At 70.8% G+C, this 12,433-nt stretch carries 10 protein-coding genes; 2 read left to right on the forward strand and 8 right to left on the reverse strand.

Features of this window, described 5'->3' with window-relative positions; genetic code table 11:
• Positions 1-35 precede the first annotated feature (35 nt).
• Entirely contained in the window at positions 36-863 is an 828-nt protein-coding gene (locus WMF29_RS37125) for an FkbM family methyltransferase (RefSeq protein WP_437324830.1), read from the forward strand.
• A gap of 58 nt (positions 864-921) precedes the next feature.
• Here WMF29_RS37125 and WMF29_RS37130 read toward each other — a convergent pair whose 3' ends face one another.
• From WMF29_RS37130 to WMF29_RS37140, 3 genes are all read right to left on the reverse strand, one after another.
• Entirely contained in the window at positions 922-1,071 is a 150-nt protein-coding gene (locus WMF29_RS37130) for a hypothetical protein (RefSeq protein WP_437324831.1), read from the reverse strand.
• A 104-nt stretch (positions 1,072-1,175) separates the two neighbouring features.
• Entirely contained in the window at positions 1,176-3,158 is a 1,983-nt protein-coding gene (locus WMF29_RS37135) for a carbamoyltransferase family protein (protein ID WP_437324832.1), read from the reverse strand.
• Between the two features lie 185 nt (positions 3,159-3,343).
• A complete protein-coding gene (locus WMF29_RS37140) occupies positions 3,344-4,129 on the reverse strand; it encodes a hypothetical protein (RefSeq protein ID WP_437324833.1) in 786 nt (261 codons plus the stop codon).
• A 294-nt stretch (positions 4,130-4,423) separates the two neighbouring features.
• Between WMF29_RS37140 and WMF29_RS37145 the strand changes: the two genes are divergently transcribed.
• Complete coding sequence (locus WMF29_RS37145; RefSeq protein WP_437324834.1) at positions 4,424-5,419, forward strand: amidohydrolase family protein; 996 nt, start codon at positions 4,424-4,426, stop codon at positions 5,417-5,419.
• Positions 5,420-5,450: 31 nt separating this feature from the next.
• Here the strand turns inward: WMF29_RS37145 and WMF29_RS37150 are convergent, their stop codons facing one another.
• The 5 genes from WMF29_RS37150 to WMF29_RS37170 form a co-directional block, all read right to left on the reverse strand.
• On the reverse strand, positions 5,451-7,121 hold the full coding sequence (locus tag WMF29_RS37150) for a hypothetical protein (protein ID WP_437324835.1): 1,671 nt from the start codon (positions 7,119-7,121) through the stop codon (positions 5,451-5,453).
• Positions 7,122-7,196: 75 nt separating this feature from the next.
• Positions 7,197-8,270, reverse strand: coding sequence for a hypothetical protein (locus WMF29_RS37155; protein WP_437324836.1), 1,074 nt, complete (start codon positions 8,268-8,270; stop codon positions 7,197-7,199).
• A gap of 98 nt (positions 8,271-8,368) precedes the next feature.
• Complete coding sequence (locus tag WMF29_RS37160) at positions 8,369-9,676, reverse strand: FecR domain-containing protein (protein WP_437324837.1); 1,308 nt, start codon at positions 9,674-9,676, stop codon at positions 8,369-8,371.
• Positions 9,667-10,299, reverse strand: a complete 633-nt coding sequence (locus WMF29_RS37165) for an RNA polymerase sigma factor (RefSeq protein ID WP_437324838.1) — start codon at positions 10,297-10,299, stop codon at positions 9,667-9,669. The genes WMF29_RS37160 and WMF29_RS37165 overlap by 10 nt, the downstream gene beginning before the upstream one ends.
• A 112-nt stretch (positions 10,300-10,411) precedes the next feature.
• Complete coding sequence (locus WMF29_RS37170; RefSeq protein ID WP_437324839.1) at positions 10,412-12,277, reverse strand: ABC transporter ATP-binding protein; 1,866 nt, start codon at positions 12,275-12,277, stop codon at positions 10,412-10,414.
• Positions 12,278-12,433 lie beyond the last annotated feature (156 nt).

The raw sequence follows: 12,433 nt of genomic DNA on the forward strand, positions 1-12,433 counted from the left end.
CGAGGGATGGACACACCACGTTTGGATGAGCCCCTATGAAGACGTTCGCAATCGAGTTGCCGGACCAGAGGGTCGTTCACGATCGCGTCCCCGACATGGCGAGGACGCTGCATCTCCAGGTGCAGGGCTACTTCAGGCCTCGCGTGCAGAGCCTCCTGGCCAGCGGGGAGGTGACCGTGATCGACGTCGGCGCGAACATCGGCCTCTTCGCGCTCGAGGTGCTGAAGCGCACCGGCGGACGGGCGCGGATCCACTGCTTCGAGCCGATCCCCGAGACGTTCGAGCTCCTCCGGATGAACCTGAGATCGTCCGGATCGGAGCGCGTGCGCCTGCACCGCGCGGGCCTGGGTCGGGCCGCGGGCACGGCGACGTTCCACTACGCGCCACGCCAGGGCGCCATCTCCAGCATGTATGACATGATGGCGAGCGACGACAAACAGGCCACGCTCGCGGCCATCTACGACGAGCGGATCCGGGAGAAGCACCACGCGGATCTGCCGGCCTACATGAAGCACCTCCCGCGCGCGGTGAACTCGGTGCTCATCGACTGTCATGCCTGGTGGATGAGGCGTGGAATGAGGCGCGTGGAGTGCGCGCTCGAGACGCTGTCCGAGCTCATCGAGCGGGAGCAGATCGGGCAGATCGACCTGCTCAAGATCGACGCCGAGAAGGCTGAGATCGACGTGCTGGAGGGCATTCGCCCCGACGACTGGGGGAGGATCCGGGCCGTCGTCCTCGAGCTGCACGACTTCGGCGGGAGAGGGGAGCGCGTCCGGCGGATGCTGCGCGATCACGGGTTCGAGGTGGAGACCGACCAGATCTGCCCCGAGGACGTGATCATCACCATGGCGGGGTACCGGTAAAATGCGGGAGCGTAGGCGCCAACCACGCTTCGCGCCGCGTTCTCCTACATCCGAACGTTTACGTAGTCGTAGTCGTGGTCGTAGTCGTGGTCGTGGTCGTGGTCGTGGTCGTGGTCGTGGTCGTCAACGATAGGCCGTGAACGACCACGACCACGACCACGTAAACGTTCACGACCACGTAAACGTCCACGACCACGTAAACGTTCACGACCACGTAAACGTTCAGGTCGGTGACCGATGGTGGTAACGCCTATGAGAATGCGGGGGAGCGCCGGCCGCGGGGCGCTCGGCGGCTCCCCCCCTCCTCCGCCGTCAATGGCCGATGGCAGGCAGCAGCCGCACCACGCGCTGCGACCAGAGCTCGATCAGCTCGGCGATCACCGCCTCCCGATCCTCCACGCCGTCGAGCAGCTCGCTGAGCCGCTTCCGGCCGTCGGCCCGCCAGAGGACCTCGAACGTCTCCGCAGAGACAGGATACCGGGCGTCATTGTAGGTCGTGACGATCGCGCGCTCTACCTCGTAGCCGCCCGGAGTAGGCCCTCGCAGCGAGAGCAGCTTCACGAAGGTCGGAAACGAGGGGACGAGCTCCGCATAGGCCGAGAGCGGCGCGGGCTTCTTGTGGACGAGGTGGTCGCCGACGACCAGCTTGTCGAGCCGCGTCGTCAGAAAACAGGTCACGCAGTCGTCGACCGAATCGACGATCGGCTCGGCGTTGTTGTTGAAGGAGGTGTTGAGCACCACCGGCACGCCGGTGATGTCGCCGAAGGCCCGGATGAGCTGCCAGAAGCGCGGGTTCGTGCGCCTGGAGACCGTCTGGACCCGCGCGGTCCCGTCCACGTGCGTGACGGCGCCGAGCAGCTGTCGCTTCTGTTCGTGGACGGGCACGGTGAAGATCATGAACGGCATGGTCTCCGCGCCGCCGAGATCGAAATAGTCGCGCGCGTCCTCCTCCGTCACCGCGGGGGCGAAGGGCCGGAACTCCTCGCGCTTCTTCACCATGGCGTTGATGATGTCCTTGTTTGCCGCCGGCCTGGGATCCGCCAGGATGCTGCGATTGCCGAGCGCGCGGGGGCCGAACTCGGAGCGGCCCTGCGCCCACCCGATCACGCTGCCCGCCGCGAGCAGCTCGGCGGCGGCCTTCGGCGCGTCGGCGAGCTCCTCCACGCGGATGAAATCGCGCCACGCGTCGAGCGCTCTCCCGACCTCGCCCCGCTCGCCGATATGCCTCCCCCAGTACAGGTGGTCCATCGCGGGCATCCGCCGCGCCGGGGCCTTTCGCGCGTGCACGGCCATCGCGGAGCCGAGCGCGCAGCCGGCGTCGTGCGCGGCCGGCTGGACGAACACCCGCTCGAACAGCCCGGAGCGGAGGATCTTCCCGTTCAAGGTGCAGTTGTGCGCGACGCCGCCCGCGAAGCAGAGGCTCCCCTGCCCGGTCTCGCGCTGGAAGTGCCGCAGGCAATGGAAGACGATGGTCTCGAGCGCCTCCTGGAGCGAGGCGGCGATGTCCTTGTGGTCCTGCGTGATCGGCTCCCGCGGCGCGCGCGGCCGGATCGCGCCGTGGAGATCGACGATCTTGTCGAAGTCGATGGCCCAGGCGCCCTCCGGGAGCAGCGCGACCATCGCCTGGAACAGCGCCCGGTACCTGCGCGGATCGCCGTAGGGAGCGAGACCCATGACCTTGTACTCGTCGAAGAGCGAGAATCCGAGGAACCGTATCACCTGGACGTAGAAATTGCCCAGCGAGTCGCGCTCCGGGATGTCTCTCAACGAGTGAAGCTCTCCGCCGGAGCCGATGGAGACGGATCCCGACTCGCCGTCGCCGCAGCCGTCGAGCGTCAGGACCAGGCTGCTCTCGTACCCCGACCCGATCAGGGCGCTCATCGCGTGGGCCGTGTGATGCTTGACGAACTGGATGCGCTCGGGCCCCACGTCGACGCCGAACTCGGCGAGCACGAGGCGCCTCATGACGTCGTTCGCCGTGCGCAGCTCGGGGCCGGCGGAGAAGAGCCCGCGCTTCACCTGGGCGTCGCACCATTCTTCGCTGATGTAAAAGCAGAGGTGGTCGACCTCGTCGACGCGGAGCCCCCGGCTCTCCAGGCAGAAGCGGGCCGCCTGGAACGGGGCCTTGTTCGAGTGCTTGAGGCGGTTCAGCCGCTCCTGCTCGATCGCCGCGACGACCTCGCCGTCCTCGAGGAGGACGGCGGCGCCGTCGTGCGACGTCGCCGCGTTGAATGCTGGTCTCGGATAACCGAGATGGTCCGGCTCGTGACCCCCGCTGATTCCAAGGATTCGCATGAATGGAGGGTAGCCTTCGAATGCGATAAGTAAAGCTCGCTCACGCGCAGATCGACGCGCTGACACGGCGATCCATGCGAGATTCGAGCGGCGCGTTCGACGGGCCGAGCGGGGCTTCTTTTATTTTGCAGGAGGCAATCCGCACGACGAGGTCGTAGAGCGGGCGCCGCGGCGCCAGGCGAAGCTCAGCACTCGCACTCGTCCTCCCCCTCATAGGACTTGGCGACGAAGCTCATGTCGTACGGGTAGTTCGCCTCGGGCGGTCCATAGACGCGGAGCAGCAGATCGTTCGCCGAATCCGCGCCTCCTCCATCGAGCCATACCCGTCCATGATCGCTCTCCTCGGCCCCGAGGAGCTCCATCGTGGCAGCGCTGTAGACCTCCACGATCAACGTGTTCTCTGGGGCGGAGGGCGGAGTATACTGCTCACAACCCGAGCCGCACAGCCCCGCCCCAGAGGCCAGGACGCGAAGGCTCCAGTTGACCTCCTCGATCCCGAGAGAGGTGGTGTCGAGCAGGTACCAGTCCTCGTCGCCCTGGCAGAGGACGAGATCGAGCTTTGAAAACCACGCGCTGGGACCGAGGCTGTCGTCGGTATGGTCATAGGCGAGCGGGGCCGCAGAGGTGGACGCGTCGTTCGCCTCGTAGGCGTCGTCCGCGCAAACAGACGCTCCGCCGCTCCCGGTCGCGGCCCCGCCCACACCAGCCCCACCACTGCCGCCGCTGCCGCCGCTGCCGCCGCTGCCGCCGCTGCCGCCGCTGCCGCTGCCGCTGATGGCGCTGCCGCTGATGCCAGCGCTGCCACCGCTGCCACCGCTGCCGCTGATGGCGCTGCCGCTGATGCCGGTACCGCCGATGCCGCTGGCATCGCTGCCGCCGCCTCCTTCGGCGCCTGGGCCTACGGCATCGTCCAGCCAGCGCGAGCAAGACGGCGTTGCAAACAAAGACGCGTAGAGCGCTGCGACCCCCATGAGACGAACCGAGCTACGAATGAGCGACATAATAACTCCACTGGGCACAGGTGAACGACGAACTCCAGGACAGAACTTCGCCTTCGAGGCGCGAACATCGAGCATTTGCACGAATCCGCACGAATCAGGCGCAGAAGCGAATCATCAGCTCACATCATTTTCACATCTTCGCAACTCCCTCCTTTCTCATGGCGCCGTCGCTGCCACGGCGTATCCTTGTCGGCGATGGATCCGCATCGTTCGATCGTCCCTCATCGCTCTCCTGATCGCCGCCGTCCTCATCGCCCTCATTCGATGCGCTCGCGCGCCGATCGCGGCGCTCGCTTCCGGAGCATCGCGTGGGGCGCCGCGCTCGCCGCCGCCCTGGGGTGCCGTTCGTCGCCGGCTCCGCCCGCCCGTCAGGAGGTCATCGACATCCATGTGCACCTGACGGAGGCCAACGCGGTGGCGCCATTGCTCGCGCACATGGCCAAGCACCACATCGATCGCACCGTCATCCTGGCGAGCCCGGACCTGACCAGCGGCCGCGGCGGCTCGGGCCTCTCCGGCTACCGCGCAGGCAACGACATCGTCCTCGACGCCGCAGCGGCTCACCGTGGAAAGCTCATTCCCTTCGTCACCCTGGATCTGGGTCACGACGACCTCGCGTACCTCGCCGAGCTGCGCAGCCGAGGCGCCTGCGGCGTGAAGCTTTACCAGGGGCACAACCTCTTTCACGAGCGTCCCCTCGACGACCCCTCGCACCAGGCGATGTGGCAGGCGCTCGCGGATCAGGCGATTCCGGTTCTCCTTCATGCCAACACCGTCCGTTACAGGAGCGAGCTCGAGGCGGTCCTGCGCGCCTTCCCCGACCTGCGGCTCGTGTGCGCGCACCTCTGCGGCAGCCGCACCGACCTCGCGCGCATGGAGTCCCTGATGGAGGCGTTTCCGCGCCTCCTCGTCGACACGAGCCATGGCTCTGCCGGCCCGGCGACAGAGGGGTTCGCGAGCCTCGAGCGGGATCGCGCCCAGCTCCTCAGGCTGTTCTCTCGCTGGCCCGAGCGCTTCCTGTTCGGGACCGACCTTGTGACCAGCGGACTGGACCCCATGTCCATGGAGCTGTGGGACCTGCAGGCGGAGTCGAACATGGGTCTCTTGAAAGAGGACAAGTTTCGCTTCTTTCGTCAAACCGCCGATCATCAATCGGCCCGCACCATCGGCACCTATCAGGGCCTTCACCTGCCCCCCGAGCTCCTCGGCCCCGCCCTCGGGCAGAACGCCGCGCGATGGCTCGGCGCCTGCCTGCGCTGAGGGCCATCTCGCGGGCCGCCCGCCCGCGGCCTCAGGGGCCGAACTTCGCGAGGAAAATGGCCCGGGTAGGCGCCGGAGCCACCAGCGGCCCCGTGCCAAAGTCGATGGTGCCGAGGAACGGGCCGGCGGCGTACACATCGCCGGTCGCGTCCATGGCCGTGGAGTAGCCGTACTGTTGCTCCCTGCCGCCTGTGTGCTTCACCCAGCGGACCGTGCCCGTCGCATCGAGCTTCGCGACGAAGGCATCGCCGTAGGTGCAGTCCATCAGGCCCGTGCCGAAGTCGACGTCGCCGTACATCAAGCCGGTGATCGCGATGTCGCCATCCGCGGTCGCCGCGGTGTCCAGCGCCGACTGCGGGCCATACTGCCCGAGGCGCTTGGCCCAGAGGAGCTCGCCTGCCGGGTTCAGCTTGGTCACGAAGGCGTTGCCGCCCCACGTGACAGAGTCGGGCCCGAGAGGACCGTACCCTCCCGCGCTCACCAGCGGACCTGCGCCGAAGTCCACGCTCCCGAGGAACGTCCCGCTGATGACGACGTTTCCAGCGCCGTCGACCGCGACGCCGTAGGCCCTCTGGAGCGCCTCGTCGCCGAACCGCTTGCTCCAGACGTGCTCACCGGCCGCGTCGAGCTTCGCCACGAAGATATCCTCGCTGCCCGCGGTGGTCAGCGGCTCGCCGCCGAGGTCGATCGTCTCGGCGTAATAGTCGCCGAAGCTGCCGGCGAGGACGACGCTGCCCGACGCGTCGAGGGCGACGTTGTGGATCTCCGTGTAGCCGAGCTGCTTGCTCCAGAGGCAGCTCCCCGCAGCGTCGAATTTCGCGATGAACGAGTCGATGTCACCGACGCTGGTCAGCGAGGCGCCGCAGACGCTGATCTGGCCCATGAACGTCCCTGTCACGACGACGTTCCCGGCTGCATCGATGGCGAGGCTGTCCGCCCATTGATCGCCATCGACGCCGATTCGAGCCGACCAGACGTGATCTCCGTCCGCCGTGAAGACGGCCACGAAGGCATCGCCATCCGACTCCTGCCCCGCGAGCAGACCCCCTCCGAAGTCGACGCCGGTCCCGTAATACGTACCCGCCGTGGCAATGAGCCCCGCCTCGTTGACCGCGACGTCACGCGGGTAGGCGGAACCGGAGAATTCCTTGTGCCAGAGGGGTTCTCCTTCGCCGTCGAATCTCGCGAGGGAAAAGACCAGGTTGCCCCCTGTCGAGAGCGGACCGTCGCCGAAGTCGACGCCATCGGCGACCGCCGTCGCGACGACGAGGTTGCCGGCCTCGTCCACGGCGATGCGGCTGCCCGTCCAGACCAAGGGTTGACCTCGGTCCGCGGCGAAGTGCCGGCTCCACAGAGGATCGCCGCTGCCGACGGCGCCGCCGGCGCCTGCGCCGCCGCTGCCGACGGCGGCGTCGCTGCCGCCGGCCCCGCCGCTGCCGCCGGCCCCGCCGCTGTCGCCGGCGCCGCCGGCCCCGCCGCTGCCGCCGGCGCCGCCGGCCCCGCCGCTGCCGCCGGCCCCGCCGCTGCCGCCGGCCCCGCCGCTGTCGCCGGCGCCGCCGGCCCCGCCGCCGCCGCCGGCCCCGCCCGCTCCCGTCGCGCCACCTCCGGCGCCATCATCGCGTATGGGGTCGAGCGGGATCCTGTCGCATGCGGCGACAAGCGTCATGAGCACGGTGCATCCAGGTACGAGGAGCTGTTTCAAGGAGGTCTCTCCGATCGCGATTGAAGAAGTGCGCGTGGCCTGCTCCTATGAATGGCCGCCTGTCGTGGCGGCGGCTCACCGCTGGACGACGACGCCGAACGAGAACGACGCGAGCGGGCTGAACGTCGAGATCACCCGTCCTGCAAAGCGGATATCGACAGGCGGGATCGCCGCGCCGCCGAGCGCGCCCGCCGTGAGAACCACGGAGTCGATGAGCCGGAAACGCGCCTCGCCTCGCCCGTACACGAGGGCGGTGAACGTGGACTCGTCGCTGTCGATATAGGGCGGTCTCGCATCGCCGGACGCGCTCACGTAACTGAGACCCACGCCGGGGGAGAGGACGAGTCCGAAGCGACGGCTCCTCTCGATGGGCGCGAGGGCGAGCTCGGCGCCGAAGAGCGAGCGGCGAAAGCGAACCTTGCCTTCCGCCGCCTCGATCTCCGGACCGATGATCGACAGGTCCGCCAGGAGCCCGGCGCCGATCCGGGCCGAGGGCCAGATGCGGAGCGAGGCATCGAGCGCCAGCGAGGCGCCGGGCGCCTGCCATCCCAGGGCGATCGCGACACCGACCTCGACGAGCGGGGCCCTGGGCGCCGCGGGCAACGCGAACGGCGGCGAGAGCGGCGCCCAGGCGCGGAGCGGCTGGCTCCCCCACGCCTCGCCGGGCAACGCGGCAGGAGGCGCGACGGGAGAGGGCTGGACCGGAGCCGGCGCGACGGCCGCCGGCTCTGGTCCGACGGCCGCCGGCGCTGGTCCGGCGGCTCCGGCGGGGGCCCCGGCCGTCGACCGGAGCGCCCGCACCAGCTCCGCCGCGCGGAGCACCCGGGTGTCGAGCGGGCCGTCGGGCGCCACGCTCGCGACCAGGTCCGCGCGCCCGCTCGAGTCCGACCAGATCTCGATGGCTCCCTGCTCGCCTTCAGGGATGACGATGAGCAGCCCGCCGGAACCAGCCGCCGCCGGGCTCGCCTCGACCCGTACCTGCAGGCCCGCCGCTTCGAGCTCCTGCGAGAGGCGGTACGCCAGCGCCCCGCGCGCGCCGGCGACGACCGTGATCGGCGGCGCCTCGTCGGCGGAGCACGGGGCCGCGAACGCCGCGAACGCCGCGAACGCCAGCGACGCGACGAGCGCGCAGCAGATCGAGCTCGCCACGGCGCGCGCTCCCGGCGAGCGCAGGCGGCGCCGGCGTGGCGGCCGCGACCTCCGCGGGCGAAGGCTCGATCCAGCGTGCAGGCTGCCGAGCGGAGACCTCAATCGGCCCCATGGACGAGCGTCGCCGCGAGCCCGGCGTGGGCGCCGTTCGGGTACGCCGCGAGGTAACGCGCGGCGAGCTCGCTGGCGCGCGCGCGGAGCTGGAGGTTCCTCGCGCACTCGATCGAGCGGCCGAGCGCCTCCGGCGCGAGCGCGCCGCGCGGCCTCTCCGCGAGGTACACGGCGAACCAGCGCTCGGCCTCCGCCCAGGCGCCGCGCCCGTCGAACGCCATGCGACCGAGGTGGTACGCCGCTGCGGCCGCGGCGTCGCTCCCGGCAAACCGCTGGCGCGCGGCCTCGTAGAACCGGGCCGCGACGCTCGGCTTGCGCGAAAGCCGCGCCGCGGAGCCGAGATCGACGAGCTCCGCGCCGCTGGCGCGCCCGAGCACCGTGTCGATGCCCAGGAGCTCCACGTCCGCGAGCGCCTCGCCGAGCTTGCCCGCGGCGAGGTGCGCGCGCCAGCGCTCGGCGGGGGAGTCGGCCAGGGGCTCGCCCGCGCGGGCCCGCGGCGAGCCAAGGGACGGCGGCGCGGGCGCGAGCGCGGGAGCGGACCCGGCCGCGCTCGGGCTCGGGCTCGGGAGGGGGGCGGGAGGCCGAGCCGACGGGATTGCCTCCGGATCAGGCGCCGGCGACGACGCCTGCGGCGCAACGGGTCGAGGAGCCGCGCACGTCAGCCGCGTCGCTTCGGGGGCGGCGACCGCGCGCCCCGATGGGTCGACGCACGGGCCCAGGATGCGCACGCGGCCGGTGATCATCGAGACCGTGAGCTCCTCGGCCTCCGTGTTCCACGTGACGTCGAACTCGGTGCCGATCACGTGGACCTCGAAAGGCCCCCCGGCCACGACCCACCGGGTGTCGTCGCGATGCACGACGCGCACGTGCAGCGAGCCGCGCTCGAGGAGGACGCTCGCGCCCCGGGGGCCGACCTCGGTCACGCGGGCGCGCGTCCCGGGCGCGAGGTCCACGCGCGACCCGTCCGAGAAGTCGAGCCCGACCTGCGACGCGTCCGCCGCCACCCACCGGCCGACGGCGCCCGGCGCCCCTGCGACCCGGTAGGTCAGCGGGTCGCCCGGCCGGAACAGCACGAACCAGAGGACCGAAGCGGCGACGCACGCCGCGGCGAGCGCGACGCCGAGCCGCCGTGAAAGGGGAGCCGCCCCGGCGTTCAGCGAGAGCGCGGCCTCCTTGCGGTAGATCGCCTGGAGTCGATCCGTGGTCGACGGCCGCACCAGCCGCTCGAGCGCGGCGTCCTGGTGCGCGGCGACCCGGCGCCCCACGGCCGCGACGTCTTTGGTCCTCACGTCCATCGGTCGCCCTCCGCGAGCCAGGTAGAGAGAACTTCGTCCTTCTTGCAGCGCTCGACGAACGCGAGCTCCGCGCGCTGGATCCGGCGCTTGACGGTGGCGAGCGACACCTTGCACGCGGCGGCCACCTCGGTGAGCTCCTGGCCCTCGACGATGCGCAGCGTGAAGGCCAGCCGATCGTCGGCGTCGAGCGTCTCCAGGGCGCGGTAGAAGGCACGCACGCCCTGCCGGGCCTCCGGGTCGGCGCTGGCCGCGACCTCCGGCATCTCGTCGCTCGCGAAGAACGCGAGCCAGCGGTGCCTGCGCTTCTTGCGGAGCGCCTCGCGCGCGACGAACACGGTGACGCCGGTGATGAAGGCCTTCAGCGCCTCGGGCTCGCGCACGTCGTCGATGCGGGAGAACACCCGGGCGAACACGTCCTGGACCAGATCCTCGAGGCTCCGGACGTCGCCAAGGATGCGAAACAGCATCCGCTCGACGAGGCCCGCGTAAGCGTCGAGCAGGCGGCGCTCCGCCGCGGGGTTCCGGGCGTGCAGGCCGCGCAGGATGTCGGCTGAGGTGAGCTGCGCGCCGGCGGGGCCGTCCGGTGGACGGGGCTTTCGAACGACGCGGAGGTGCGCGGACATCGGGTAGCCTCTAGATGGCCGGCCCCCGCCGCGACGGCTCAGATCGGGCGCGCGGCGTCGCCCTGCGCCCCCGCTCCTGGATCATGCTTCGACCCGGCGCCTCGGGATCCGCTCACGCGCCGGGCACGGCCGCGGCCTCGAGCAGCTCCAGCGCACCCGCTCGGCGGCCGAGGCCTCTCGCCCCGGAGGGCTCGTGCGCCCGCCAGAGATCCATCATCCGGCGGTACGCCCCGCCGCGGCGGAGGAGCGCCGCGGGCGGGCCCTGCTCGACGACGCGCCCGCCGTCGATGACGACGACGCGGTCCGCGCGCGTGGTGGTGGAGAGGCGGTGCGCGATGAGCAGCGTGGTGCGGCCTCGCGAGAGCCCCTCGATGGCCCGCTGCACCGCCGTCTCGCTCGCGATATCGAGGCTGCTCGTGGGCTCGTCGAGGATGACGACCGACGGGTCCTTGAGCAGCGTGCGCGCGATCGCGAGGCGTTGCCGCTCCCCGCCGGAGAGCGCCACGCCGCCGCGGCCGACGAGGGTCTGGTACCCCAGAGGGAGCCGCTCGATGAACTCGTCCGCGCAGGCGGCGCGCGCCGCGGCGCGGAGCGCCTCCTTCGTCGCGTCGGGCGAGCCATACCGGAGGTTCGCCTCGATGGTGTCCTCGAAGAGGAACGGCTCCTGCGTGACGATCCCGAGCTTCCGCCGGAGCGCGCGCTGCGACAGCGCCCGGAGATCGTGCCCGTCGATGCGGATCGCCCCGGAGGTCGGATCGTGGAGCCGCAGGAGCAGATCGGCGAGCGTGCTCTTCCCGGCGCCGCTCGGGCCCACGACCGCCACGAACTCGCCGGCGCGGATCGAGAGCGAAATCCCGTCGATGACCGCCCGCCCGGCGGCGCGCTGATAGCGGAAGCTCACCTGGTCGAGCTCGAGGTCGCCGCGGATGTGCTCCGGGCTCACGGCGCGCTCCGGATCGGCGACCGCGACCTCGGCGTCGAGCACGCCGAAGATCGCCGCCAGGCCGACCTCGGCGCGGCGCGCCGTCTCGTAGACGCCGAGGAGCGTCTGCGCAGGGCCGTAGAGGCCGCCGACATAACCGAGGAACGCGACGAGCGTGCCGACGCCGAGCTCCCCGCGGAGGACGAGCAGGCCCCCCACGCCGAGCAGCACCACGCGGCCGATGTTGACGCACACGCTCCGGCCCGCGGAGAGCCGCGTCTGGAGCCCGATGCTCCGGAGCACCTCGCGTTGCGCCTCCTCGACGGAGCCGATGAACCGGGCGTGCTCGTCCGCCTCGCGCGCGAACGCCTTGACCGTCTTGATGCCCGAGAGCACCTGCTGAAAGCGGTTGTAGATACCGCACCAGCGGTCGAGCACCTCGCGCTCGCGCTCCACGAGGCGCGCGGTGGTCGCCCTGCCGAAGAGCAGCGGAGGCACGATGAACCCGACAGCGACCAGCGCGAGCAGCGGGCTCAGCCGGAGCATGATCCCGAGCGAGACGACGAGGTAGACGAGCGCCGGGAAGAGCTGGAACGCGACAGAAGAGAGGCAGTCCATGAGCGACGTGATGCCGCGATCGACCCGCGTCATGGTCTCTCCGACGCCCCTCTCCTGATGGTACGAGAGGGGCAGCGCGTGCAGCCGCGCGGTGGTCTCGTCGAGCAGGTCCCGGTTGATGCGGAGCCGCACCCGCCAGACGGAGAGCGCCCCCAGGCCCTCCGCGATCTGCCGGAGGACGACGAGCGCGCACAGGGCGAGCGTCATGCCGGCGAGGGCCCGGGCGCCCAGCTCCCCGGGCGCGGCCGGCCCGCTCCCGGGGCCGAAGACACCGGCGCTCGCCGAGATCTGGTCGAAGATCGCGCGGTGCGCGAGCGGCTCGAGCGCGGGCAGGCCGCCCGAGACGAGGGTGAGCGCGAGGCACACGGAAAGCCGGCCACGGTGGGGAGATAGGTAATTCAGACTGCGGCGCAGGTCACGGATCAGGGATCGCTTCACGGCCAATGCTCATTCGCGCCTCATCGCAGCGCAGGAGAAGCGCGCCAGGCGCGCCCCGATACGAGCAGGGGATAGCCCTAGGCGCAACGGCGTTCTCTGCACATTGGAATGGAATCATCGGTGTCCCAAGAACCCGCGGATCCGAGGGAGCCTGGG

The organism is Sorangium sp. So ce381, from assembly GCF_051473845.1.
GTDB classification, from domain to species: Bacteria; Myxococcota_A; Polyangia; order Polyangiales; family Polyangiaceae; genus Sorangium; species Sorangium atrum.

Bases quoted from the DNA above. Each gene is read 5' to 3' on its own strand.
- WMF29_RS37125 (WP_437324830.1), top strand. From the start codon at position 36: ATGAAGACGTTCGCAATCGAGTTGCCGGACCAGAGGGTCGTTCACGAT.
- WMF29_RS37135 (WP_437324832.1), bottom strand. From the start codon at position 3,158: ATGCGAATCCTTGGAATCAGCGGGGGTCACGAGCCGGACCATCTCGGT.
- WMF29_RS37140 (WP_437324833.1), bottom strand. From the start codon at position 4,129: ATGGGGGTCGCAGCGCTCTACGCGTCTTTGTTTGCAACGCCGTCTTGC.
- WMF29_RS37145 (WP_437324834.1), top strand. From the start codon at position 4,424: ATGCGCTCGCGCGCCGATCGCGGCGCTCGCTTCCGGAGCATCGCGTGG.
- WMF29_RS37160 (WP_437324837.1), bottom strand. From the start codon at position 9,676: ATGGACGTGAGGACCAAAGACGTCGCGGCCGTGGGGCGCCGGGTCGCC.
- WMF29_RS37165 (WP_437324838.1), bottom strand. From the start codon at position 10,299: ATGTCCGCGCACCTCCGCGTCGTTCGAAAGCCCCGTCCACCGGACGGC.